Genomic DNA, 24,204 nt, shown 5'->3' with positions numbered 1-24,204 from the left:
ACTACTTTCTTCTTCAGTTTTCTTCTTCAGCGTCGCGCTTTGCTCGCTCTTCGCGCTCGCGAAGAGGAATAATAACCGTTTCTGGCTTATCATCTTCTTCTTGTGCGGAAGTTTCTTCAGAATCTGCCTCTGCTTCAGTGTTTGCATCTGGCTCAGCAACTGTCTCTGATTTAGCAACTGTCTCTGTCTCAGCAACTGCTGCTTCAACATTCACAACGTCATCTTCTAATTCTGCTTCTGATTCTGCTTCAGCTTCTGCAGCGTCAGCATTATCATTTGAAGACTTAGCTTCAACATGCGTAATTACTTGAGTTGCCGTATCGTCTGCAATATGCGCTGCCTTTTCAGCTTCCTCGTTGCTAGAAGAATTAGTTACAGCGTACTGAACTGTGCGCTCGTGAGTATCGTCGTTTTCGGCAGCTTCGCGCGCGACTTTTGTGTTCTGATCGCTATCTTTAGAAACATTTCCTTCAACCGTAATATCGCGCTCATTGGTTTCGTCTCCATTTGCGGAATTTGCGGTATTTGCAGCATTTTCAGAAGAATTATTTTGCAAAATTTGGCGACTTTTTGTGTTGTCGTTTTCAAGAAGCGTGCCAACAGTAATAGTAGAAGCAGGGCTTCCAGCAGAGTGAGTTTTAGCGGCTTGAGCATTGTTAATACGGCTAAGCTCGTGCGCTAAACGTTCCACCTGCGCCTTAAAACGCATAATACTTGTTGTGTCTGCACGCTGCAAAGCCTGAATAAAATCTCCAACTTGCTCCATTTGCAACCACAAATTCGCTCGAAGCATAATCAAACTATCGAGACGAGATCCCATCATCCTGCCGTATGCAGAAAGTACTGCGTTTCTGCGCTGTTCGTTGAGTTTTGCAAAAATCCAAGCCAAATCTCGAGCAGGATCGTTAATTTGCATTCCCTGCCAATTTGTTACGGCAGTAATAGTAGATCCTGAAAACAGAATATCTCCGTCAACAAAACCGCCGTGTACTGGGCATGTTTCAAATGACCACAATCCTTCAGTTTCCAACACTCTGGACCAGCTGTCCGTAATTTCTGTTGGAATGTGACCTGCTTGACGAAGCCTTTTAATCCAACCGGTTAACTGTGCTCGAATTTGGCCAGTAGTAAAAGCAGGATATTTTCCGCGAGTTACGAAGCTAGGACGAAGTCTGTGAATTGCGCCGATTGCAGTTCCAACATTTGCGCAATCATCCGTTGTAAGAAGACGCAAGTCGCGCGCGCTTCCTTCAAGATGCTCGCAAATAAGCACAGTGTCATTGTCATTTTCGTCGGAAATAATGCTAGACATTTGCATAGTCTGCTTAAGATTTGCTCTATCTGCATTATTTGTAGCATTCGCGGTTGCAGTATTGTTTTCTTCGCCTTCGCGTTTTCCTGGAATAAACGTAAGCATAGTGTCGTACGCAAATCCCAAAGCTGCTAAATCTTTGCTGTGCTCAAGCGTCCATGCTGCACGAGCTCGGTCGCGCAAGCGCTTGCGACCCTTGTTGTCTGCACTAATAAAAATGTCATAAAGCTTACCTGAAACATCTTGCACAACGGCGTGAGAAATTCCAGCCGCGGTATCAGTGGCATTAACTTGCTCACTTTGGCGCGTTCCTGCAAACTGTACTTCGGGCATGGCTGCAGATGCCAGTGCTGCCAACTTGAATCTACTGAGTTGTGTCACACTCCCACAGTAATACAAAGCACCGAGATTTTACCAATTTTTCGTAAGTTATACACATGTTTTTATTCAGCTTGCACAAGCGTCGTTATTGCTGCCACAATAGTAGGTATGAATTATTCGCCAGAAACCTCGCAAGTGACTTCGAAAGCGGCTTCTTCAGACGCTTCTAAAGCGCCTTCTCCAGAAGCTCTTTTAGATGGTTTGGATGATTCGCAGCGTTTAGCTGCCACGGCAGTAGAAGGTCCGGTGCGCATTATTGCTTGCGCTGGAGCTGGTAAAACGCGCACTATTACGCGTCGAATTGCGTATGCTTGCGCTAGCGGTAAGTGGGATGCTGAAAGAGTTTTGGCAGTTACTTTTTCTGTAAAAGCTGCTGCGGAAATGCGCTCTAGAATAGAGGCTCTTGGCGTTAAAAATATTGGTTGTGTTGCAACTTTTCACTCGGCTGCATTGCAGCAGATTCGTAGCGTGTGGAGTGAAGTTTGTTCAGCGCCTTTTCCGTCTATTATGGAAGATCCTAAGCAAATAATATCTGCAGCTCTTAAGCGTTACCCAGATTTTGATGGCTTAACTTTGCTGCAAGCTCGAGATATTTTGGCGGAAATCAACTGGTCTAAAGTTTCGCTTATCGCGCCAGATGATTACATTCGCGCTTGTGCTGCAACTCATCGCCTGCCTCCTGCAGGATTAGAACCGCAGCAATTCGTTGACGTTTACGAAGCTTACGAAACAGAAAAAAATTCGCATAATTGTATTGATTTTAACGATATTCTTTTGCTTGCATGTCATATTTTGCGAAATTTTCCGGAATCTTCTAGGCGTATTCGTCAATCAATTGGTTGGATTACAGTCGACGAATATCAGGATGTGTCTCCTTTACAGCACGAATTATTGCGATTATGGATGGGGCAGAATCGTGATATTTGCGTAGTTGGCGACCCTGCTCAGACTATCTACTCGTTTGCGGGCGCAAGTAGCTACGATTTGTTAGCTTTTCCGCAAGAATTTGCTCCAATAAGTGCCGATATTAGTTTGAATACGGATTATCGTTCAACAGAGCGCATAGTTGGTATTGCTAATCGCGTACTTGCTTCATCGCCGTATAAGCGTGACTACGTAAAAGTTAAGTCTCTTACTAAAGGCGGTACTCGTGTTTCGCAGCAGGTTTTTGCGACTGATGTTGATGAAGCTTTGGGTGTGGTCAATCAAATTGTAAAGTTTGTAAAAAGCGAAGTTGCCAATCCGGGAGATTGCGCAATACTAACGCGCACTAACGCTCAGCAGCAGGTTATTTGCAAGGCTTTGAAATTTGCCAAAATGCCGTATCGAGTGAGAAGAGACGTTGGCTGGCAGCGAAATGTTTTGGAAGATGCGCAAACCTCGGCTTCTTTAGATGCTGGTGATGCTTCTAAAACGCTTGATATTTCAACAGTTACGGTTTCTACTATTCACGCAGTTAAGGGTTTGGAGTTTGCGCACGTTTATGTGGTTGGTTGCTCGGAAGGCTTAATACCATTCGGTTCTGCTTCTACAGATGAAGATATAGAAGAGGAGCGCAGACTTATGTATGTTGCTGTGACTCGTGCTGAAAAAACGCTTCACCTGTCTTACGCTTGCCGAAAAGAGGGAAGCGCGGGGATGAATCGCGCTCCTAGCCGCTTCTTGGCTTGATTTCGATTTTTGGCTGTCGGTTTATGGTGTGGCTGTGAGGGTGGGTGTTACTTGTCTCGCAGCGCTCCGCTCTTATACCTTATTTGGACTTAGTGGCTAGATAGTTAAGTTTAGTTTTTTTTACTTACTTTTTTGCAAAAATAGTTATTCGTCAAAAAGATATTACTATCGCTCCGCTTTTATATTGCTCGACCAAGCAACACCCACCCTCACTACCACTAAAACCGCTAGTGTTCTGCTGTGTGGTAGGAGTGTCTGGTGTGGAGTGCGCAGCAGCAATGATGCTAGTGTTCTATAAGTAATAAGTAATCAGCGTCTGCAGAGCATTAATGTTAAAGTTCACTAATCAACAAGTAATTACCGTTCCAGAAGCATTACTGCAAAGCTACAGAATGTTTGAGGGGATTTCGATTATTCCTTTACATCGCTTTAATAGCGTGATTGATTATTCAGCCTGATTTTCGGCGCCGTCGGTATTGTCAGATCCGTCGCCAGATCCGTTACCAGTTTCGCCGCCTTGATTCTTTTTGTGCTCTTCTTCCTCAAGTAGCTTGCTAAAGTCAGCATCCCAATTTTCGCTACTGCTAGTACCTAAGCTAGTATCTAAGACTTCGCTGCTATTTGCGTTTACGCTTTTGCTACTATTTTCATGATTAGATTCACTACCATCTTCCTTCGCGTTTTCGCTAGTTTCCTGCAAAGTTGGTAGCAAATCTGGGTGACCCCACAAACTATCTCGCTTATCAATTCCGTGCTCTTGCGTAATCTTTTCCCACAACTTAGTTGCTTCTCTCATTCGGCGAGGTCTAAGTTTCAATCCCAAAAGCGATTCGAATGTCACTTCTGCCGGTCCTCCTGCAGCGCGCTCGCGACGCATCATTTCGCGCAACTGTTCAATATGCACAATATGAGCCATTCCAGCCTGCCAAGTAACGCAATCAACCCATCCTTCAACAAGCGCAAGCAGTGTTTCTAAACTGTGCAATGCTTGACGCTGCTCCTCTGAATCATTGCTACCAATATTCTGCAAATTTACAGCACCCGAAATTGCTTCCGGATTCATAGTTTCTACGTCGCGAAGTTGTTCTTCCATCGCCTCTAAATCAATGTTTATTCCGTTTGCATACTTAATAATCAGCGCCTCAAATCGCGGCATAAGCCATGGCACGGATGCAAATAGTCTTGCGTGAGCTGCTTCTCGCAAAGCCAAATAATTCATGACTTCTGTAATATCTAACTCCCACACTTTTGCGTATTCAATGCAGTTGTATGGAATTAAGCCTCCAGCAGGATTTTGCAATAACGCAAGTCCTTGATCAAAACTTCCGTGTACTTCGTGCGAAAGTGCGCCCGCAGCTTGCCCTAATTGCATAGCAAAGGAAGTGTTTCCGAGTAGTTTCATTAGTTGCGCTGGATTATTCATTCCTTCAGGCAGCGGAATCGGCACAACTCCTGCAAAAAGTCCTTTTACTTCAGCGTCGTCCACACCGCTAAATCGCTCCTCAATAACAGAAGTAAGCGCTTCGTTCACGGATTTTGCAACAGGGTTTGCGAATTTTACCCATGCTCCGAGTGTTCCTTCAACCCAATCCGCTCTTGAAAGTACCGCTGGTGTTCCTGGAGCAGGATTGAAATTGCACGTAATATCTAGCCACAAATTTGCTTGACTTAGCGCACGCCTAGCCGAGTCAGCAACTTCTGCATTTACGTTACCTTGATCTCCGGTTGCGCGCTGTAATGCAATTGATTGCGCAAGTTTTTGGTTAATTGGCCCTTCTTCAAGTGTTGCTTCCATTTCATTAGGATTATTTAGTCCTCCTGCGCTGAAAGCTTGCATCATGCTACGAACTTCGTCCGGTTTAGGAAGCTTATCTGGGTTTTGATTTAAGAGTTGTTCGCGCAGCTCAAAAGGAAGTTGTTCAAGTTGTTTCCATGCTTCTTCGCCTTGTATTGGCCCAAAGCATTCAATAAGCCACTGGTGAATTGCATCATCGTTCATGAGTTCATCCTTTTGCTGCGGTTTAAAGCAAATATGTTTTTATTATGTTTTATACATTATATTTTGCATTATATTTTGCATTATTTGCATTATAAGTCAAATTCAAAATCAAATTAATCTATATAGGGCTTGTGTAATGATACAAACATGCTTGGCTTTTCTAAACGTTTGCGCATATTTAGCAGGTTATCAGGTAGATTGCTAACATTTGCGAAGCAGTTAATTTTGTATATTGATTCACATTCTTTGCGCTATTTTGCGGGATTTTTTGCCGTATTAGTTGCGTTAATTGCGCTGATGCTACCAAGTGCGTATGTTGTAGAAGAGCCTGGTACTACTCAGGATGTGCTTGGTGTTTCTGGAGATTCAAAGCTTCCTGTAATTCAAATACTTTCAAAGCATGCAAAGTATAAAGATAGCGGGAAATTATTAATGCTCACTGTTGATACTTCTGGAGTTCCAGGGCATGAAGTTTCAACATTTGAAGCGCTTATTTCGTGGCTGAATCCTCAAAAAGCGATAATTCCTCGCGAAGCAATTGTGCCTGTTGGTCAGAATGCGGATGATTACGATAAGGAATCCGAACACGAAATGAACAATTCGCAGGATGTTGCGCAAAATGTTGCTTTACAATACGCCTCTAAGCATCTTGGAATTAATACTAAGGGTGTGAAGTTGCGTTTACATATTGAAGATGTTGGGGGACCTTCTGCAGGAATGATGTATACGCTTGGAATTTTAGATAAGCTTACGCCTGAAAGTGAAACTGGCGGTAAAACTATAGCCGGCACTGGAACTATTGAAAAATCGAAGAAAATTGGCGCTATTGGTGGTATTCGCCTAAAAATGATTGCAGCTAAGCGAGATGGTGCTACCTGGTTTTTAGCTCCTAAAGATAATTGCGACGAAGTAGTTGGTCATGTTCCACAAGGTTTGCGAGTTGTTCGAGTTAGTACTATTGATGAAGCTTATAAAGCGTTGAAATCTATAGGTTCCAGCCGTGGAGCAGATAAATTGCCAAGCTGTAGTGCAAAAGATGTAAATACAAAATGAATACAAAATGAATACAAAATAAGCGAATTAAATAATCTAATTAAATAAGGTAATTTGAATCGAACAGAAAGTGGGCGATGAGGGACTCGAACCCCCGACATCCACCGTGTAAAGGTGGCGCTCTAGCCAGCTGAGCTAATCGCCCGATTGCAACAAAGTAAAAACATACATGAGGGTCTGTACGAATGTACTTAAGCGTGGCGCGCGTCTCAACAATCGCGTAGAGTATACTCAATGGAAACATGTGCTCAGGAGGTCGATAGTAGATGACTAATAAACCTGATACCGCTCGTAATGCTTCAGGAATGGAGCGTGTGGGTAAGCGTAAGTTAGGATATAACGTCGCACAGGTAGATGCTTTTCTGGAGCGTGCGCACACTTTGTATGAAAGCGATGAGGCTCGACTTACTCAGCAAGACATTCAAGAAGTTTCTTTTGACTTAGAGCGAAATGGTTATGTTATTGGGCAGGTTGATGCTGCACTGTCTCGTTTGGAGCGCGCAGTTGTTGACAAATGCACCGAGCAGGAGATTTCCGAGTGTGGTAGGGTGGCTTGGAAAGCTCGCGCTGAAGAGTTGTATCGTAAGCTTTTGAAACATGCTCAGCGTGATTATCGTGAACGTTTTGATAACGGAGCTTCTCGTCGACCATCTTATGCTCGTAAGCAAGTAGATATTATGGTTGATCAAGCTTTAGATAAGATTGCGCTTATGCTTGGTCACGAGCTTGAGTGGGAAACTGACGAAAATACTTTGAACGACATTAACTCCACATATGTTTCTAATGTTATTTTCACTCAAAAAACTGGCAAACATGGCTATGATGAGCGTCAGGTTGATTACTACTTGAATGCTTGCGTGCGTTTGTTAAGTAGCTTGGAATCTCTTAAGCGTTTAGACAAGTATGTTAATTCTGATTATTCAGGACATACTCTTGTTGAGGCTATTGCTGCTGCGTCTGCTGCTGAAGATAAGCGCGCGTCCGCTGAGGCTGCGTCTGCGGCTGCGGCTGTTGGAACAGCGACGGACGTGGCTGCTGCGTCTGCTGCTTCTGCAACTGCTTCTGTGGCTCCATCTTTTGCTCCTGCAACAAAAGTGTCTGGCGTATCTTCTGCAGTATCTTCCGCAACTTCTTCTGCAGAAAAGGGCGAAGTCTCAAACGTTTTGCCAAAGATTACTCGCTCTCAATTGGTGCCTAATGTTCCTGATCACGAAAAGCAAAGCATTTTTGCTCCGGTTGATTACAATAATCAATCTTCTAGCGATTCGTTTGAAGCGTTACATCAGTCTGAGCGCGCAATCTTTACGGCTCATTCTGCAGAAAGTAAGTCTGCAAATCTTGACGATGAAGATAGTAACGATGAGCTTTTGCAAAGTGCCACAGTAATGCATAATTCTTCTGCTTCTGCTACTGTGCCGCCGACTGTGCCTCCAGCTGTGAAGCCAGCTGCAAAGCCAGTTGCGAATACTTCTGTGCCGCCGACTGTGCCTCCTGCTTTCCCTCCGGTTTCACATCGTACGCACGAAGCTGCTGAGTCTGCACCTGAGTCTGCACCTGAGTCTGCTGCATCTGCTATACCATCTTTCCCGCCTGCAGCTCCTGCAAAGCGCGCATCTGATTCTATGCAAATCCCAGTTACGCATTTAGAGCCTAGCAAGCCATTGAGTTTGGATATTCCAGATCTTTCATTCCCAATAATCGGTCATATTGATGAATCGACTTCTTTCAATAATGATTCAGATAATGACGACGATAATAGTGACGATACCAGTGACGGCATAGCGTAACCGCTTTTATTTGCTAAGATTTGCAATAATTTTAGACTGGCAGTTTGATTTATGCCGTTGTATCGCGATGAAGCCGTTGTGCTTCGTGCTTTTCCTTTGGGTGAAGCAGATAGAATTGTAGTTTTGCTCACAAAGCAGCATGGAAAAGTTCGTGCTGTTGCAAAAGGAGTTCGTCGTCTTAAATCGCGCTTTGGCGGCCGACTTGAGCCTCTTATGCGCGTTGATGTGCTTTTGGCGCAAGGAAAGTCTTTGGATGTTGTATCACAGGCTGTTTCCATATCTGCCTACGCCGGCCCGATTTGTGCCGATTATACGTCCTATGAGTATGCAAGCGTTATGTTGGAAGTTGCAGATGCTCTGGTTTCCAACGAATATACGGATGAGTATATGCGTGAATATCAAGATACTTCCGGACAGTATCGTCTACTTACTGCTGCTTTGTCGTCGCTATCTAACAGAAAGCATGCGCCGAATGCTATTGGAATTTCATACCTTTTGCGCGCAATGTCTTTGGCTGGCTGGTCGCCGCGTTTAAAAACTTGCGTTGTTTGCGGAAAAGAAGAAAATTTGTGCTACTTTTCTCCATCTGCCGGCGGCGTTATGTGTGCTGGCGATCATACGCCCGAATCTATTATTTGTTCTGACGAAACACGTCTTCAACTATTCGCACTTTTGCAAGGCGATTGGCATTCTATTGACGGCGTGCCAATCGATTCTTCTACTCTTTCTTGCGCAAAGATTTGGGCGGAATATTATCTTGAGCGTCCAATTCGTTCAATGGGGTTGTTACATTCTTAAGTATGGCTTTTGAAAACGTGGATTATACGTCGCTTAATATTCCGGCGGCTCCTTTTAGTGACCTTTCTCGCATACCAGATTTTCCTAAGGGAAAGGTTCCTCGCCATGTTGGTGTGATTATGGACGGTAATGGTCGTTGGGCTAAAGAGCGCGGAATGATTCGAACCGAAGGTCACAAAGCCGCGGAGCCTGTTGTTTTTGACACTATTGCTGGCGCTATTGAAGCGGGAGTGCGCTACTTAAGCTTGTATACTTTTTCTACGGAAAATTGGAAGCGTTCTCCGCAAGAAGTGCGCTTTTTAATGGGATTTTCTAGGGATATTATTCATCGCAGAGTTGCGCAAATGAACGAGTGGGGTGTGCGCGTGCGCTGGGCTGGGCGTCGTCCTCGTTTGTGGAAGTCTGTTATTGACGAGCTGGAAAAAGCTCAAGAAATCACCAAGAACAACAAAACTATTGACGTTGTTTTTTGCATAAATTATGGTGGGCGAGCGGAAATTGCGGATGCGTGTGCGCAAATTGCTAAAGAAATTCAAAATGGCAAGATTAAAGGCGATCGTATCACTGAAAAAATGATTGCTGAGCACTTGTATAATCCAGATATTCCAGATTGCGATTTGGTTATTCGCACTTCCGGCGAGCAGCGCACAAGTAACTTTTTGCCTTGGCAAGCATCCTACGCGGAGCTTGATTTTGTGCCGGAACTATTTCCGGATTACGGCCGCGAAGCGCTGTGGAGGTCGATTGACCGTTATGCGCATCGCGACCGCAGGTTTGGCGGCGTAAAAAACGCTTAAACGCTTAGATGTTTAGACGCTTAAACGCGCTTAGTTTTCGTTGTTTTTGCGTTCGTCGAGAATCTTATCTACGAGCGCTGCTTTTGCGTCAATTTGATTGCTAAAACCAGGGCGAATGTCTAGCTTTAGAATTACGCCAGTTCTGTATCCTTTATTAACTAGCGTCATAGTTGCGTCACGAACAACGCGCATAACGTCGTCAAATTCGCCCTCAATATTCGTAAACATTGCGTTCGTTTCGTTTTTTAATCCAGAGTCGCGAATAACTTTCACGGCATCCGCCACGTACTCGCTTAACTCGTCGCCGACTCCGCTTGGAGCAATGCACAACGCCGCAACCGTGTTAGTTTTGTGAGCGTTTGCGCAGCTATTTTCGCAAATGTTTGCGTTTTTATCTTCGTTATCTTTATTGATTTCACTCATAGCACAATCCCTTAAATTCGTAATCTTACGCAAATTTAGCAAAATATAACGCCAAATAATGCGCAACAAACTCATAAATTTGCGTGACTTTAATAATTCTACAAGCGTCACAGGGTTTTTCTATAATTAACACCGTTTCACCCGAATTTTCTAGTTTTACGAAAAGGTGTATTGTGGCTGTTTCAAAGCTTGATGAAGTCGTGTCCTTGGCTAAGCGTCGAGGTTTTGTGTTCCCAGCTGGCGAAATTTACGGTGGCACGCGCTCCGCGTGGGATTATGGTCCGTTGGGCGTTGCGTTAAAGGATAATATCAAGCGCGAATGGTGGCGCTACATGGTAACCACGCGCGGCGATGTTGTTGGCGTGGATACTTCCGTTATTCTGCCTTCGCAAGTTTGGGTTGCTTCCGGTCACGTTTCCGTGTTTAACGATCCTTTGATTGAGTGCTTGAACTGCCATAAGCGTCATCGTGCAGACAAGTTGGAAGAGTCTTATGCCGAAAAGCATGGCGATAAAATGCCAGAAAACGGCTTAAAAGATATTGCTTGCCCAGATTGTGGTACTCGCGGAAACTGGACTGAGCCACGTGACTTCAACATGATGCTTCGCACGCATTTAGGCCCTGTTGAAGACGAAAACAGCTTGCACTATTTGCGTCCAGAAACAGCTCAGGGTATTTTTGTGGACTTTAAGAACGTCATGACTTCTACTCGTCAAAAGCCGCCATTCGGCATTGCAAATATTGGTAAGTCTTTCCGTAACGAGATTACGCCTGGAAACTTTATTTTCCGCACTCGTGAGTTTGAGCAGATGGAAATGGAGTTCTTCGTAGAGCCTGGAACAGACGAAGCTTGGCATCAGTATTGGATTGACACTCGCGTTCGCTGGTATGTGGATTTGGGTGTGAAGCCAGAAAACTTGCGCATGTACGAGCATCCTAAGGAGAAGCTCAGCCACTATTCCAAGCGCACTGTCGATATTGAGTACAAATTCGGCTTCCAAGGTTCTGACTGGGGAGAGCTTGAGGGTATTGCAAACCGTACTGACTACGATTTGTCTGCTCATGCTAAGCATTCCGGCGAGGATTTGAGCTACTTTAACCAGGCTACTGGCGAAAAGTACGTGCCTTACGTTATTGAGCCTGCTGCTGGTCTTACGCGCTCTCTTATGGCATTCTTGGTTGACGCTTACGACGTTGACGAAGCTCCAAACACTAAGGGCGGCGTTGACAAGCGCACTGTTCTTAGACTCGATCCTCGTTTGGCTCCTGTTAAGGCTGCAGTTTTGCCGTTGAGCAAGAAGCCGGAATTGCAAGCTGTTGCTCAAGATTTGGCTGCAGATCTTCGCCAGCATGATTGGGTTATTGATTACGATGAAGCAGGCGCTATTGGCCGCCGCTACCGTCGCGAAGACGAAATCGGTACTCCTTTGTGCGTAACAGTTGACTTTGATACTTTGGAAGATCACGCTGTTACTATCCGCGAGCGCGACACTATGCAGCAAGAGCGCGTTTCTTTGGGCAAGGTTGCAGATTACGTTGCTAGCCGCATTAACGAAAAGCGCGTTAAGTATCCGCAGGGTCCTGTTGAGATTGTTGGCACTCGCTCAGCTGATGGTGCTGTAGATATTGCTAAAGAAGCAGGCGAAGACGAGTCTAAGCCTGTTAAAATCGCGACTGCTGGCGGCTTGTACTAATACGCGTTTGAGTATCGCTTAAGAATATCTTAAGTATTAATAAGCAAAAATATTATTAAAGTGAATGGAGTTAAAGCAATATGAATTTTTCTATCAAACCAGTGGATTTAGGGAAAGTTCATATTGCAACTCCTGTTGTTTTGTCTCCAATGGCTGGAATCACTAACTGGCCATTTCGCGTAATCTGCCGAGAATTTGGTCCAGACGGGCTTTACGTAGCAGAAATGATTACAGCTAGAGCATTAGTTGCAAGAAATCCAAAAGCGCTTAGACTTTGTCGTTTTGCGCCTAGTGAAAAAGTGCGATCTTTGCAGCTTTATGGTGTTAATCCTTCTATTGTGGAGCTTGCTGCTCGAATTGTTGTCGATGAAAACATGGCCGACCATGTTGACTTAAACTTTGGATGTCCTGTTCCTAAAGTTACAAGACGCGGCGGTGGGTCTGCTCTTCCTTGGAAAACTGATTTGCTGCAAGAAATTTTGCATCGCGTAGTTTCTGTTTGTAATCCTGCAGGAATCCCAGTTACAGCTAAATTCCGCGTTGGTATTGACGAGAGTCATGAAACTTTTATGCAAGCCGGCCATATTGCTCAGGAAGAAGGATGTGCTGCTGTAACTTTGCATGCTCGCACAACTTCAGAATATTACGGTGGTCATTCAGACTGGCAGCGTATTGGTGAGCTTGTTGATGCGCTTAATATTCCTGTTTTTGGAAACGGTGATATTTGGGGTGCGCAAGATGCGCTCGCAATGTTTAAAGAAACTGGTTGCGCGGGAGTTGCCATTGGTCGCGGATGCCAGGGTAGGCCTTGGATTTTTGCAGATATTCGTAACGCTTGCGAGGGTAGCGATAATCGTGTTAATCCTACTTTGGCGGAAGTTGGCTCAGTGATTTTGCGCCACTTAAATCTTTTGGTTGAGTTTTATGATGGTGACGAGCGTATGGCTGTTCACGACTTGCGTAAGCATATTGCTTGGTATTTAAAGGGTTTTCCGGTTGGTGGAGGAACTCGCAAAAACTTTATGGAATGCGAGTCTATTGAGGATGTTAATCGCAATCTTAATATGCTCGACGGCTCTCTTCGTCTGCCGGAACAAGTGTTAGACACGCCGCGTGGTCGTGTGCGTTTTGCTAAAAAAGTTCATTTGCCATACGGCTGGTTGGATTCTCGTACTACAAGCCATGAGGAGCGCGAAGCCTTGTTTGGCGACGACCCGATGGATGCTAGTTACTAGAGTTTTCTAGGCTTTTGGCCATTTTTATATACTGATTATTCTGCGATTATCTTGTGATTATTCAAAGAAAATTACCGGCTATGTATATTTGCATATAGCACGGTGTATTATCAAATCAGTGACATTTTTTCAGTTTATTGTTAAAACGTCGTCAGTATCGAGCGTTTTGCGCTAAAATATTGTGTAAACGTGCGTGAGTGACAGGAGAAAACGGTGAGCGAGATTGCCCAGACTGACAATTTCAACGACAAAACCATCATCAAGGTAGTCGGCGTCGGTGGTGCCGGCGGTAACGCCGTCAATCGGATGATCAGCGAGGGTCTACAGAATGTAGAATTTGTAGCCATTAATACTGACGCTAAAGATTTACTGCGTTCTGATGCTGATGTAAAGATTTCATTATCGGACGCTTCAAGCCGAGGTCTTGGTGCTGGTGCTGATCCTGAGAAGGGTGCAAAAGCTGCACAGGATCATCAATCAGATATTGAAGAAGCACTTAAGGGTGCTGATATGGTGTTCGTTACCTGCGGCGAAGGCGGCGGTACAGGCACTGGTGCTAGCCCAATAGTTGCTCGTGCTGCGCATCAGCAGGGTGCTTTAACTATTGCAGTTGTTACGCGTCCATTCGGTTTTGAAGGGCCGCAGCGAGCTGCATCTGCAAAACTTGGTATCGAAAATCTTCGCAAAGAAGTTGATGCGTTAATCGTAATTCCAAACGATCGTCTTTTGGAAATTTCGGATCGCACAATCGGTATTATTGAAGCATTTAAGACGGCAGATACTGCATTGCTTGCTGGTGTTCAAGGTATTACTGATTTGATTACCACAAATTCGTACATTCATGTGGACTTCTCCGATGTTACCGCTATTTTGCGTGGAGCAGGTACAGCACTCTTTGGCATCGGTTCTGCAAAGGGTGAAGATCGTGCAACTCAGGCTGCTGAAATCGCTATCAGCTCGCCTCTTCTTGAGGAAAGCATTGAAGGTGCTCACGGTGCTTTGATTAACATTGCAGGTCCAAGCGATTTGAAGCTTCAAGAAGCGTCTGCTGCAACTGAGCTTGTTCGTAAGGCTATTCATCCAGAAGCACAAATTATTTGGGGTCTTTCCTTGGATGATTCCTACGGTGACGAAGTGCGTGTGACTGTTATTGCTGCAGGTTTTGACGCTCACTCTAAGTCGGAAGAATCTTCAGCAACAGCCGGTCAGTTTGTTGATATGCAGGCAGATGTAAAGTCTGTTGCTCCAGCAAAGTCTACTTCTGCTATGAGGGAAGAATCTGCTGCTAAACAAGCAGAGCAGCCTGCTTCTGTGCCTTCTATGTTTGATACTGCAGCAAATCAGCAGTATGTATCTAATCCAGAACCTGCTCAACCGCAGCCTTCTGAACCGGATGAACTAGATATTCCTGATTTTCTGCGTTAGGCGTAACGAGAGGAGGGTGGCTTCATGGCTAGCTTTATGAAGAACGTAATGTCGTACGTTGGTATGGCAGATGTTCAAGAAGATGATGATTATGTTGAAGCTGATGTTCCAGAAACTTCCTTTGACAACGATCGATCGGTAACACCTGTTGCGTCGCAGCGCGGAGACGATTCTCGCCCTAGTGGCACTTCTGCTCGCGCAAGTCTTAATCGCATGAGCCGTATTACTACCATTCATCCAAAGTCTTATGACGATGCGCAAATGGTTGGTCGTGCTTTAAGAGATGGCGTTCCAGTGGTGCTTAATTTAACTGGCGTAACTGAGTCTGTGGCGTATCGAATTGTTGATTTCTCTGCTGGCGTAGTATTCGGCGTGCGCGGTTCTATTGAGCGTGTAACTCCTCGCGTGTTCTTGCTCAGTCCTGCGCAAGTGAATATTAAAGTAGAGGATGCTCCAAACGGCAATACTGCTCGAGACTTGTTCTCTTAAAGCGTATTACGCAATAAAAATCTTAATTAAGCAGCGTTTGTTTAACACTCTCGCTGCTTTTTTATACTTTTTGGTAGCATAAACAAGAGTTCGAGCATAACTAAAATCATGCGAATTTAACTAAATAATTTAACTAAAAGCGTATAGCCGAATAACGAAAGTAATCTAATGAGCAGTGAAAATGAAAACGAAAACACTATGCAAGCCAAGCAACGCACTGTATTGTCGTTTGTGCGTCGTTCTGGACGCTTAGATGCGCGTTTACAGCACGCTCAGGAGCGTTATGCAAGTCAGTACTTATTAGATGTTACTGAAGCTCCTGGCTCTTTTAGATTGCGCGAAAATTTGCACATTACGCATGATTGGATTAAAGATAAGTGGGGCAATAATAATCCGCTTATTGTTGAAATCGGTTCCGGTCAGGGCGAAAACGTTGTTGCTGCAGCAGAACGTTTGCCGGAAACTAACTTTTTGGCGCTTGAAGTTTATGATCCAGGCGTTGCTCACACAATGCTTTTAGCTGGAAAGCAAGGTTTAACTAATCTTCGTATTGCGCAAATCAATGCTCCTGATTTTTTCGCAGCTTGCGATTTAGGTGTTTTAGAAGAAGTTTGGACTTTCTTCCCTGATCCATGGCCTAAAATGCGCCACCATAAGCGTCGTATAGTGCAGCCAGAGCTTGCTTCTACAATTCACCAGGCATTGCGCAAAGAGGGTGCGTGGCGCATTGCTACAGATATTGAGGATTATGCTTTGCACGTGCATGAGATTATGGATTCTCGCGAAGATTTCACAAATATTGGCGAATTAAAAGTAAGTCTCCCAACTGAGCACGTTGGAAAAGGTACGGTCGACACTGCAGCAGCTCTTCCTCACGCAGATTTTAGTGAATCTGAGCGTTTTGCTGGTCGCGTTCTTACAAATTTTGAGCGTAAAGGCTTGGAGGCTGGTCGCAGGATTCACGACTTCACCTACCTAGCGAAATAATGCTCTCAATACGCTAGTCCTGTTGATTAGCGAATACTAGCATTCGCGCTGCTGCACACACCACACCGAACACTCCTACCTACCACGCACCTACCCGCAGCTTAATTGCGTGACTTTAGTTGCACTTAGTAAACCACGTACTTTGCGTAACAAATTTAACGAGTTATGAGTTTTGTGTTGTCGTTTAGTGTGTTGAGAGGCTGGAAAAATTGTGTTCAGCAATAAAAGAGGACTGAGGAAGCAACATTGTTAAAAGATAGGCGAACACAGCAAAATACTTTAACAGTTAAAGCAACGAAGGACGGGACTTGCGCAAACACAAATTTTCCAGCCTCGTCAAGAACCTAAGAACAAGAACACCAGTCAAAACTCATAGACGATACTAAAGAATATCGAAAGAAAAAATAAAACTAATCCTACAAACACACACGCAATTAAGCCGTACTTAATCTCAACACGCCGTAAGTTGCGAGCTTCTTTTCCGAGTGTTAATATCATATGGTTTGGTTCGAAGCCCCCTTCGTCTAACGGTTAGGACACCAGACTTTCAATCTGACAACAAGAGTTCGACTCTCTTAGGGGGTACAAATTATAGCACCGCTTAAAATCCTAGCGGTGCTTTTTGTTTTTGATTGCATCTTGCCCAAGTTTTTGGCATATAACCCTTATAACCTAGGTTTTTCCTTCAGTTATCTGTTTTCTGCTACTTGTTCCTATATTTCTGCGGTTTTATATTGCGTTATAACTTACTTTGATAACGCAAATTTGTTATAGCGTGTGTTTCTTTTGTTTAAGGTGATAGACTTACTCGTTGGTGCTTCTGCCCGGGTTGCGTAGGTCAGGAAGTGCTCAATTAAGTATTTACAATGCGCAGCATTTTTAAGATAAAGGATTTCTTATGAGCAATATTTTTAACACGAATATTGATAATAGTATTGATAGTGATGAAGCGAAATCATCTGCTTCTGTAGCTTCTGCAACTCCTGTAACGGATAGTGCGAATGATAAAGCTAATCCGGAGCCTTCAATTGTTGCTAATTTGCGTTGGCGTGTGGCGGATATTGCTTTGGGAGCTGCTTTATCTGCTGTTTTTGGCGTAATTCTTTTTGGCTATGGATTGGTTTTTATTCCAATAATTCGCACGCTTAATGCTGCTATTCTTCCTGGTTTTGCTAGTATTACGCATGGCGTGTGGTATTTATCTGGCACTCTTGCTCTTCTTTTAATTCGTAAGCCTGGTTCTGCAGTGTATGTGAATGTTGTTGCAGCTTTTGTGCAGGTTTTGCTTGGTTCTCCTTTTAATATTAGGGATACTGTTATTTCTGCTTTGCTGCAGGGTGTTTTTGCAGAATTGCCATTCTTGATTGCTAAGTATCGAAAGTTTAATTTGACTTTGAGTGCTCTTTCTGGTTTGCTTGTGGCTTTTGAGTATGGTGTGTTCTTAAGCTTCACTAAGTATCAGGCTAAAGCTCCTACTTATATTACGATTCATATGATTACGGAGCTTGTAAGTGGTCTTTTGCTTTCCGGTGTGCTTGTGTGGTTTGTTTACTTGGCTTTGCGCGCAACCGGTGCTCTTGATAACTTTGCTTCCGGACGAACTGAGCGCGTGTGATGCTTTTTATTTGAGTTCGACGCACTAGGTTTGGCTACGTTTATGGGTATGTGCTAATCTAGTCGTTGCTAACTTTGTTAGCGTGGGGCTTTAGCTCAGTCGGTTAGAGCAACGGACTCATAATCCGTCGGTCCAGGGTTCAAGCCCCTGAGGCCCCACGAACTAAATAACGCCACTTCATCAAGTTTATGAAGTGGCGTTATTGATTTTTATGAGTTAAATTTTATTTTTATTTTATTTTATTTTTTACTTTATCTTCCGGCTTTTGCTAAATAATCCGGTATTTGTTTAGGATACTTTGGCCATGCGCCTTCCTGAGTGCATACGAACGCAGCAGTATTAACGGCTGCTCGATGCGCTTCTTCAAGACTTTCGCCTTTAAGAATATGCGTTGCAAACACTCCAGAAAATGCGTCTCCTGCGCCAACCGTATCAATAATGTTTACGTGAGGCGTTGGAATAGTGGAGCTTTCGCCGGTGCTTGTAATAATCGTGCTAAATGTAGCTCCGCCTGTAAGAATCACGTAGTCTAATGCGTAGCGTGCTTGGAACCAGCGGCAAGCTTCTTCGTCGGAAGTGTCGCGAATATTGAACATGTCTCGAAGTAGGAACAGTTCGGAATCGTTAAGCTTAAAAACGGTGGCTTGCTGAAGAAGAGTATCAATGAGATCCTTAGAGTAGTGGTCGCTTCGAATGTTTATGTCGAAGAACTTCATCGCTCCAGGCTTAGTATGCTTCAATAATTGAAGAATAGTGTCGTGAGTTTCTTGCGAGCGCAGGCTAAGAGTGCCGAAGCATACCGCGTCTGCTCTCTCTACGAGGTCAATAAGCTCTCGAGTGTAAAGAATATGATCCCACGCAATATTTCTCAAAATTGTGTATTCTGGTATTCCGTTTTTAAGCGCTATTTCTACTGTGCTTGTTGGCCAAGCATTTCGTTGAATAATTGAGGTGATTCCAGCTTTGTTGACTTTGTCAATTAGCTCGTCTCCAAGCTGATCTTGGCCAACTGCGCTAATCATGCAGCTTTGAGCGCCGTGGCATTGTGCATGGTATGCAAAATTGGCTGGCGCTCCACCTACGCGCTTTCCGTGCGGAAGTAAGTCCCATAAAAGTTCGCCTAGCGAAAGAACAATTGGCTTAGTCATATATTTCCTTTCCTGCACGGTCGGCCATCCAGGCTTCTACATCGTCAATCTGCTTTGGAATGTCAATAGAAAGCCATTCCGGCCCGTTTTCTGTCATTAACACATCGTCTTCAATGCGAATGCCAATACCGCGCATTTCTTCCGGTAGCATTAAATCGTTAGCTGCAAAATACAATCCTGGTTCAATCGTAAAGATCATGCCTGGAGTAATTTTTGCGCCTTGATAAGACTCGTAGCGTGCTTGAGCGCAGTCGTGTACGTCCAAGCCAAGATGGTGAGCTACTCCGCACGCATGCCAGCGTCGATGCTGCTGGCCTTCTGGAGATAGTGACTCTTCAACGCTAACCTTCAAAATTCCCCATTCGTGCAAGTGTTCTGCTAATACTCGCATGCAAGCGTGGTGAATATCGGAGTAAGTAGCACCTGGCTTAGCCGCTTCAAAACCGGCTTGTTGAGCGTCAAGAACGCACTGGTAAAGCTTCTTTTGCAAGTCGGTAAACTTGCCGTTTGTTGGGAACGTGCGCGTAATGTCGGCGGTGTAGAGGCTGTTTACTTCAACGCCTGCATCAATAAGAAGCAGTTCTCCGTTAGAAACTACGCCAGTATTTCGCATCCAGTGCAAAATTGGAGCATGCTTGCCGGAAGCAACAATAGTGTCGTAGCCTACTTCGTTTCCTTCCTCGCGTGCAACAGAATTAAAAGCGCCTTCAATCATGCGTTCGGAATGTTCTTTGCCAAGAGCTTGAGGCAATCTAGTAAGCATGCGGTCAAAACCAAGCTTTGTTGCAGCAACAGCTTTGCGCATTTCTCGAATTTCGTAATCGTCTTTAAGCATGCGAGCTTCTGCAGCAAATTCGTGCAGTTTGTCGTCAGCGGAACTATTAGCGTCTTCGTCCGTAAACCCGCTTGCTTCGCGCATTGTCTCAACTTTTGCGGTAAGCTCCGGATCGGTTTCTCGAATAATTCGAACGCGAACGCCTTCGCCATTTGCGTCGTCGCTTACATTCTTTGCAATAGCGTCGTCAAGTTCAGCAATGTCACGCGTTTCAATTCCTGTCATGGCTTTGAGCTCTTTCAAGCCTGCGCGTGGGCCAACCCAGTATTCTCCGTAGTGTGGATCCCTGTAAAATGCTGAAGTGCTGTTATCTGCGCGTGGGGCTACAAAAAGCTCTGGAATATGATTTTTGCAGGCTTTAGCTTCCTTGCTGTCTTCGCTTACCGGTTCCATAACAAGTACGGCTCCAGCCTCATAATCTTGACCCAAGCCAGTGTAGTAGGCAAAAGTTGTGTCTGGGCGGAAAGCGTAATCGCAATCGTTATTGCGCACTTTTGGTTGTCCTGCAGGAATAACTAAGCGTTCTCCTGGGAAGCGCTCTGAAAGTGCTTCTAAACGTGCTGGAATGTACTTGCTGGATTCAAGAGGCTTAACTTCCGGCTCCTGATTATCCCAGCTGCTTGTCATAAAATCTTTAAAAGAATCGCTATTTGGTCGAAGAGAACGATTGTTAACGCGGTCTTCCGCCTTTTGCGTACCGTCAGATTTTAATTCTTCACCGTGCTCTGTTGGCGTATTTTCTGCCATTATGCGACTCCTTAACACTTCTTTTTGTGTGTAAATAAAAATAAACTAGGAATTAAACTAGACAATAACTAACATAGTCTTATTTACTGTTTTGCGCGAGTTTTTTGGATTAAAAAGATCAGATTTTATATGTAATTTACAAAACAATCATATGCGAGTATAAGTATTAGCTTTCTTCTTAAAAATTATTTTTTGTAAGTGTTGTTGGCATAAACTAATCTATATATTTGGAAAATGAGTAAGTGAGCACAAAATTAGGGGAGTGCAGTTATGTCTATGGAACATCCAAATTGCAATAATGAGCGAATTGTTGATATTGAGCGCAATATTATGAGCCGCGCTCCTGAGCATAATAAAACTAATCTTGATTTAGACAGAATGCGCTTAATTCTCGATATTCTTGGGCATCCAGAAAAGTCTATGCACGTTATTCATATTACTGGCACGAATGGCAAGGGTTCTACTGCTCGCATGGCTGAGTCGTTGTGCCGAGCATACGGTTTGCGCACTGGTCTTTACACTTCTCCACATTTAGAGCGCATAAACGAGCGCATTATGATTGATGGTCAAGAAATCAGCGACGACGATTTTATTGATGTTTGGGATCAAATGAAAGATATTATCGACATGGTTGATGCTCGCATGGAGGCTGACGGTAAGCCAAAAATGAGCTTTTTTGAAGTGCTTACAGCCATGGCAATTTGGGCTTTTGCGGATGCTCCTGTTGATGTTGCTGTAATGGAAGTTGGCATGGGTGGCGAATGGGATGCTACGAATGTTATGGACGCGGATGCTGCAATTATTGGCCCTGTGGATATGGATCACATGCAGTGGCTTGGAAACACTGTTGAAGAGATTGCGCGCACAAAAGCTGGCATTATTAAGCCAAATTGCACTGTAATTTTAGGTCCTCAGCCGCATGAGGATAAGGTTTTGCCAATTATTAAGGAAGTTGCTGAGAGTAATAATGCTAAATTATTGCGCGATTCTTCTTATGGTGACGGCGAGCTTGAAGTTGTTTCTCGTACTCCTGCAGTTGGCGGCCAGCTTGTTACCTTGCGCACGCCTCTTGGCACTTATGAGGATGTTCCAATAGATAAGTTTGGTAAGCATCAGGCGCATAATGCTTTGGCGGCGCTCGCTGCGGCTGAAGTTGTGCTACCGGTAAATGGAGCTTTAGATGGCGATTTGGTTGCTGAAGCTTTAAGCCAGGTTAAGGTTCCGGGTCGTATTGAGCAGGTTCGTACTTCGCCGACGATTATTGTTGACGGTGGTCATAATGTGAATGCTGCTGAGTCTCTTCGTGAAACTATTGAAGAAAACTATCATTTTGAGCAGCTTATTGGTGTTGTTGCAATGATGGCAGATAAGCAGGTTGAAGAATACTTGGGTGTTCTTGAGCCTATTTTGACGAAGATTATTGTGACTCGTAATTCTTGGCGCGACCGCGTAATGGATCCGGAAGAGCTCGAAAAGATTGCTGTAGGCGTGTTTGGCAGGGATCGCGTGATTCGTGTTGACGAGCTTCCGGATGCTATTCAAACGGCTGTGAATCTTGTTGATGAAGACGATGAGCTTGGCGTTGGCTACGGTCACGGCGTGCTTATTTGCGGAAGCTTTGTTACGGCAGGGGATGCTCGCACAATGCTTGTTGAGCATGTGAATCCGGACTTAAAAAAGCCAAAAGATCAGCGCGTTGCAATTCACCCGAATATTGACGAGTCTTGAGAATCAAGCTTCTTATTTAGCTGCTTAATTTGCTAATTTCGCAAAGCTTTAGCTTTTTCTACAGTATCTTTTACGAGTACTGCTTGAGCGTCAACTAAAGGAATTTGCGGAAGAGGGAAAGCTTCATTTAGCACGCTAAGCTCTGTGCATCCTAAAATAAGTGCGTCGCAACGGCATGCTCCAGAAGGGTCTAGCATATCGCTTAAAACTGATTCGTAACGGTGAAAATCAAGGTCTCCTGTGCCTTTTACGTCATCGTAAATAAGCGAAGTAATACGTTTCTGCAAATCGTCGTCTGGAGCTACAAACGTGTATCCCGCTTCTTCAATAGCGCGCTGATACACTCCCGCTTTACGAGATCCTGCAGTGCCTAAAAATCCAATGCGCTTGCAACGAGCAGTAGGGTAGCGTCGAGCAATTTCGGCCACAGCTCCGCGAGGCATATGCATAATAGGCACGTTTGTAAGAGCTTGGAACTTATCGTAAAAATAATGTGCCGTATTGCATGTTAATACAATAAAAGAAGCTCCCATTTGCGTTGCTTTTTGAATATCGTCCGCAAGAACAGGGAATGGGTTTTCTTCGGAATTGCCAACAATATAAGCCGTTCTATCTGGCACAGAAGCGTCGTTAAACACCACATAATCCAAAAACTCTTGATCATTATGCGCATGTGTTTCTTTATTCAGTAAACGAATATAGCTTTCTGTTGCAAGCGTGCCCATGCCGCCAAGCACAGCAAAAAACGGCCGTTTCATCGTGTAATTTTCCTTTCGGAACCCATATTGTGCCGGAGTATTTCACGCCTTATTGCGGAAAAATTCAGCATAGCGCTTCTTGTAAATTGAAAACATATGACGAATCATAAGCCAGCGTAGTAGGTTCATATCCTTCTTATATTCTAGCGTAGTGCCCCAATCGCCGCGACGAATCATACTAGTACCACGCTTCTTTTCTTCGCCTTCTGCTACATAATTTAAGAAAATAGAGCGTGGAATTTCCATCCACAATTTTTCTCCACGGCCGAACACAGTATTTCCGTCAAAAGGCTTATGGTCAATTAAATCTTCAACAAAATATTTCGCAATATTAAAGCCGTTTAAAGTCACAAAGTAGCTTGAGCGGCCTTGACGTAAGTTTATTTCAAAAAGTTTATACTCTCTGTCGCGCTCATCGTATTTCATATCAAAATTAGCTACGCCAACGTATTTAATATCTTCTAAGAACGCTTTAATGTTGCGGAAAACTTCCTCATTGTAGTCAGGAATAATAGCAGCGTAATTGCCGACCGCTTCTGGAGTTGGGTCTTCAAGAAGCGGGTGTCCAAGGAACATCATGCGCACGTGGTGCTCGCTATCTACGTATGCGTTTAGAACGCGCATACGGCTATCGTCGCCCGGAATAAAGTCTTGCAAAATCATTTCGCCATCGTAACCGGCTTTATAAGAACGTTGAATAAGAGTATCAAGCTCCTCAGGTGTGTCGATAATAAAAGCCTTCTTACGCCCCTCAAAATCAACTTTAAGCCATTTGGCGCTATCTGCAGGCTTCATAGCAATCGGGAAGTCGAATGGAAGATCTTTGTATGCGCAAGAAGCTACTTCCTCAGCGTTTACTACCTTAGTTTTTGGGTGAGGAAGATTGTACTTTTCGCAAGTTTTATAGAACGAGCTTTTAAGGCTAAGCTGTCGGTTTAATTCGTTTGGCAAAGTGTGGAAAGCAAAATAGTCGCGCAATTTTTCTCCACACTGGCTTAACAAATTTGCGTAAACATCTCCGCAAGGAATAAGTAGAAGCTTAGTATTTGGATTCTCTTTCTTCCATGATTCTCCAAACGAAAGCATTGTGCTTAAAAATGTTTTAAGCTCGCCAAAATTTGGAACGATTCTCACATCAATAATCTTGCTAAATTTTGTAGGAGAAAGTTGGAAATATGCAAAAGCTATAGAAGTAATACCGTATGCTTCATGGAATGCTCTAGCCATTCCGTAAGCGTTAATATCGCTGCCGAGCAGCACTGGTTGGAATTTTTGATTAGTCATTAATATCTTCTTTATGGTTTATTGGTTCGTTTATTTGT

General features: G+C 44.1%; 19 protein-coding genes and 3 tRNA genes. 14 read left to right on the top strand and 8 right to left on the bottom strand.

Annotation, left to right across the window (positions count from 1 at the left end):
* Window positions 1-13 precede the first annotated feature (13 nt).
* A complete protein-coding gene (locus CGSMWGV1500E_RS01925) occupies window positions 14-1,645 on the bottom strand; it encodes a phosphotransferase (protein ID WP_032843566.1) in 1,632 nt (543 codons plus the stop codon).
* 156 nt (window positions 1,646-1,801) lie between these two features.
* Here CGSMWGV1500E_RS01925 and CGSMWGV1500E_RS01930 point away from each other — a divergent pair, with 156 nt between their 5' ends.
* Window positions 1,802-3,364 (top strand): ATP-dependent helicase, encoded by a 1,563-nt coding sequence (locus CGSMWGV1500E_RS01930; protein WP_004128721.1) that lies wholly within the window; start codon window positions 1,802-1,804, stop codon window positions 3,362-3,364.
* A gap of 445 nt (window positions 3,365-3,809) precedes the next feature.
* On the opposite strand, the gene CGSMWGV1500E_RS01935 is transcribed toward CGSMWGV1500E_RS01930, so the two are convergent.
* A complete protein-coding gene (locus CGSMWGV1500E_RS01935) occupies window positions 3,810-5,363 on the bottom strand; it encodes a zinc-dependent metalloprotease (protein WP_004128719.1) in 1,554 nt (517 codons plus the stop codon).
* Window positions 5,364-5,510: 147 nt separating this feature from the next.
* Between CGSMWGV1500E_RS01935 and CGSMWGV1500E_RS01940 the strand changes: the two genes are divergently transcribed.
* Window positions 5,511-6,416, top strand: coding sequence for a PDZ domain-containing protein (locus CGSMWGV1500E_RS01940; protein ID WP_004128717.1), 906 nt, complete (start codon window positions 5,511-5,513; stop codon window positions 6,414-6,416).
* Between the two features lie 71 nt (window positions 6,417-6,487).
* On the opposite strand, the gene CGSMWGV1500E_RS01945 is transcribed toward CGSMWGV1500E_RS01940, so the two are convergent.
* Window positions 6,488-6,561 (bottom strand) — tRNA-Val (locus CGSMWGV1500E_RS01945).
* Between the two features lie 121 nt (window positions 6,562-6,682).
* Here CGSMWGV1500E_RS01945 and CGSMWGV1500E_RS01950 point away from each other — a divergent pair.
* The 3 genes from CGSMWGV1500E_RS01950 to CGSMWGV1500E_RS01960 are packed head-to-tail and all read left to right on the top strand — an operon-like array spanning window position 6,683 to window position 9,798.
* On the top strand, window positions 6,683-8,203 hold the full coding sequence (locus CGSMWGV1500E_RS01950; protein ID WP_004128715.1) for a DivIVA domain-containing protein: 1,521 nt from the start codon (window positions 6,683-6,685) through the stop codon (window positions 8,201-8,203).
* A 51-nt stretch (window positions 8,204-8,254) separates the two neighbouring features.
* Complete coding sequence (recO, locus tag CGSMWGV1500E_RS01955; protein WP_004128713.1) at window positions 8,255-9,001, top strand: DNA repair protein RecO; 747 nt, start codon at window positions 8,255-8,257, stop codon at window positions 8,999-9,001.
* 2 nt (window positions 9,002-9,003) lie between these two features.
* Complete coding sequence (locus tag CGSMWGV1500E_RS01960) at window positions 9,004-9,798, top strand: isoprenyl transferase (protein ID WP_004128711.1); 795 nt, start codon at window positions 9,004-9,006, stop codon at window positions 9,796-9,798.
* A 30-nt stretch (window positions 9,799-9,828) separates the two neighbouring features.
* On the opposite strand, the gene CGSMWGV1500E_RS0106100 is transcribed toward CGSMWGV1500E_RS01960, so the two are convergent.
* On the bottom strand, window positions 9,829-10,221 hold the full coding sequence (locus tag CGSMWGV1500E_RS0106100) for an MTH1187 family thiamine-binding protein (protein WP_032843597.1): 393 nt from the start codon (window positions 10,219-10,221) through the stop codon (window positions 9,829-9,831).
* 173 nt (window positions 10,222-10,394) lie between these two features.
* On the opposite strand from CGSMWGV1500E_RS0106100, the gene CGSMWGV1500E_RS01965 reads away from it, so the two are divergent.
* From CGSMWGV1500E_RS01965 to CGSMWGV1500E_RS02000, 8 genes are all read left to right on the top strand, one after another.
* Window positions 10,395-11,915 carry a glycine--tRNA ligase gene (locus CGSMWGV1500E_RS01965; protein ID WP_004128707.1) on the top strand — a complete coding sequence of 507 codons (1,521 nt, stop codon included), beginning with the start codon at window positions 10,395-10,397 and terminating at the stop codon, window positions 11,913-11,915.
* 80 nt (window positions 11,916-11,995) lie between these two features.
* A complete protein-coding gene (dusB, locus tag CGSMWGV1500E_RS01970; protein ID WP_004128705.1) occupies window positions 11,996-13,150 on the top strand; it encodes a tRNA dihydrouridine synthase DusB in 1,155 nt (384 codons plus the stop codon).
* Window positions 13,151-13,363: 213 nt separating this feature from the next.
* The gene (gene ftsZ, locus CGSMWGV1500E_RS01975) at window positions 13,364-14,575 is read left to right on the top strand and encodes a cell division protein FtsZ (RefSeq protein ID WP_032843563.1); all 1,212 of its coding nucleotides are present in this window, start codon (window positions 13,364-13,366) and stop codon (window positions 14,573-14,575) included.
* A 24-nt stretch (window positions 14,576-14,599) separates the two neighbouring features.
* The gene (locus CGSMWGV1500E_RS01980) at window positions 14,600-15,064 is read left to right on the top strand and encodes a cell division protein SepF (RefSeq protein ID WP_004128702.1); all 465 of its coding nucleotides are present in this window, start codon (window positions 14,600-14,602) and stop codon (window positions 15,062-15,064) included.
* A 168-nt stretch (window positions 15,065-15,232) separates the two neighbouring features.
* Complete coding sequence (gene trmB / locus CGSMWGV1500E_RS01985; protein WP_004128700.1) at window positions 15,233-16,051, top strand: tRNA (guanosine(46)-N7)-methyltransferase TrmB; 819 nt, start codon at window positions 15,233-15,235, stop codon at window positions 16,049-16,051.
* A gap of 513 nt (window positions 16,052-16,564) precedes the next feature.
* Window positions 16,565-16,636 (top strand) — tRNA-Glu (locus CGSMWGV1500E_RS01990).
* A 313-nt stretch (window positions 16,637-16,949) separates the two neighbouring features.
* Window positions 16,950-17,666 (top strand): ECF transporter S component, encoded by a 717-nt coding sequence (locus CGSMWGV1500E_RS01995; RefSeq protein ID WP_004128698.1) that lies wholly within the window; start codon window positions 16,950-16,952, stop codon window positions 17,664-17,666.
* An 84-nt stretch (window positions 17,667-17,750) separates the two neighbouring features.
* Window positions 17,751-17,824 (top strand) — tRNA-Ile (locus tag CGSMWGV1500E_RS02000).
* 93 nt (window positions 17,825-17,917) lie between these two features.
* Here CGSMWGV1500E_RS02000 and CGSMWGV1500E_RS02005 read toward each other — a convergent pair.
* A complete protein-coding gene (locus CGSMWGV1500E_RS02005; protein ID WP_004128695.1) occupies window positions 17,918-18,814 on the bottom strand; it encodes a carbohydrate kinase family protein in 897 nt (298 codons plus the stop codon).
* Window positions 18,807-20,396: an aminopeptidase P family protein gene (locus tag CGSMWGV1500E_RS02010; protein WP_004128694.1), complete on the bottom strand. Its 1,590-nt coding sequence runs from the start codon at window positions 20,394-20,396 to the stop codon at window positions 18,807-18,809. Before CGSMWGV1500E_RS02010 ends, CGSMWGV1500E_RS02005 begins: the two co-directional genes overlap by 8 nt.
* A gap of 270 nt (window positions 20,397-20,666) precedes the next feature.
* Here CGSMWGV1500E_RS02010 and CGSMWGV1500E_RS02015 point away from each other — a divergent pair, with 270 nt between their 5' ends.
* Complete coding sequence (locus CGSMWGV1500E_RS02015; RefSeq protein ID WP_004128692.1) at window positions 20,667-22,124, top strand: bifunctional folylpolyglutamate synthase/dihydrofolate synthase; 1,458 nt, start codon at window positions 20,667-20,669, stop codon at window positions 22,122-22,124.
* Window positions 22,125-22,156: 32 nt separating this feature from the next.
* Here the strand turns inward: CGSMWGV1500E_RS02015 and CGSMWGV1500E_RS02020 are convergent, their stop codons facing one another.
* Window positions 22,157-22,882 (bottom strand): aspartate/glutamate racemase family protein, encoded by a 726-nt coding sequence (locus tag CGSMWGV1500E_RS02020; protein ID WP_004128690.1) that lies wholly within the window; start codon window positions 22,880-22,882, stop codon window positions 22,157-22,159.
* A gap of 42 nt (window positions 22,883-22,924) precedes the next feature.
* Entirely contained in the window at window positions 22,925-24,166 is a 1,242-nt protein-coding gene (locus tag CGSMWGV1500E_RS02025) for a hypothetical protein (RefSeq protein ID WP_004128687.1), read from the bottom strand.
* Window positions 24,167-24,204 lie beyond the last annotated feature (38 nt).

It is taken from the genome of Gardnerella vaginalis 1500E (assembly GCF_000263595.1).
GTDB lineage: Bacteria > Actinomycetota > Actinomycetes > Actinomycetales > Bifidobacteriaceae > Bifidobacterium > Bifidobacterium vaginale_E.
The sequence above is the reverse complement of the archived record's forward strand: the minus strand, read 5'-3'. Positions and strand labels throughout refer to the sequence as shown.

Bases quoted from the DNA above. Each gene is read 5' to 3' on its own strand.
- CGSMWGV1500E_RS01925 (WP_032843566.1), bottom strand. From the start codon at position 1,645: ATGCCCGAAGTACAGTTTGCAGGAACGCGCCAAAGTGAGCAAGTTAAT.
- CGSMWGV1500E_RS01930 (WP_004128721.1), top strand. From the start codon at position 1,802: ATGAATTATTCGCCAGAAACCTCGCAAGTGACTTCGAAAGCGGCTTCT.
- CGSMWGV1500E_RS01935 (WP_004128719.1), bottom strand. From the start codon at position 5,363: ATGAACGATGATGCAATTCACCAGTGGCTTATTGAATGCTTTGGGCCA.
- CGSMWGV1500E_RS01940 (WP_004128717.1), top strand. From the start codon at position 5,511: ATGCTTGGCTTTTCTAAACGTTTGCGCATATTTAGCAGGTTATCAGGT.
- CGSMWGV1500E_RS01950 (WP_004128715.1), top strand. From the start codon at position 6,683: ATGACTAATAAACCTGATACCGCTCGTAATGCTTCAGGAATGGAGCGT.
- recO (WP_004128713.1), top strand. From the start codon at position 8,255: ATGCCGTTGTATCGCGATGAAGCCGTTGTGCTTCGTGCTTTTCCTTTG.
- CGSMWGV1500E_RS01960 (WP_004128711.1), top strand. From the start codon at position 9,004: ATGGCTTTTGAAAACGTGGATTATACGTCGCTTAATATTCCGGCGGCT.
- CGSMWGV1500E_RS0106100 (WP_032843597.1), bottom strand. From the start codon at position 10,221: ATGAGTGAAATCAATAAAGATAACGAAGATAAAAACGCAAACATTTGC.
- dusB (WP_004128705.1), top strand. From the start codon at position 11,996: ATGAATTTTTCTATCAAACCAGTGGATTTAGGGAAAGTTCATATTGCA.
- CGSMWGV1500E_RS01980 (WP_004128702.1), top strand. From the start codon at position 14,600: ATGGCTAGCTTTATGAAGAACGTAATGTCGTACGTTGGTATGGCAGAT.
- trmB (WP_004128700.1), top strand. From the start codon at position 15,233: ATGAGCAGTGAAAATGAAAACGAAAACACTATGCAAGCCAAGCAACGC.
- CGSMWGV1500E_RS01995 (WP_004128698.1), top strand. From the start codon at position 16,950: ATGAGCAATATTTTTAACACGAATATTGATAATAGTATTGATAGTGAT.
- CGSMWGV1500E_RS02005 (WP_004128695.1), bottom strand. From the start codon at position 18,814: ATGACTAAGCCAATTGTTCTTTCGCTAGGCGAACTTTTATGGGACTTA.
- CGSMWGV1500E_RS02010 (WP_004128694.1), bottom strand. From the start codon at position 20,396: ATGGCAGAAAATACGCCAACAGAGCACGGTGAAGAATTAAAATCTGAC.
- CGSMWGV1500E_RS02015 (WP_004128692.1), top strand. From the start codon at position 20,667: ATGTCTATGGAACATCCAAATTGCAATAATGAGCGAATTGTTGATATT.
- CGSMWGV1500E_RS02020 (WP_004128690.1), bottom strand. From the start codon at position 22,882: ATGAAACGGCCGTTTTTTGCTGTGCTTGGCGGCATGGGCACGCTTGCA.
- CGSMWGV1500E_RS02025 (WP_004128687.1), bottom strand. From the start codon at position 24,166: ATGACTAATCAAAAATTCCAACCAGTGCTGCTCGGCAGCGATATTAAC.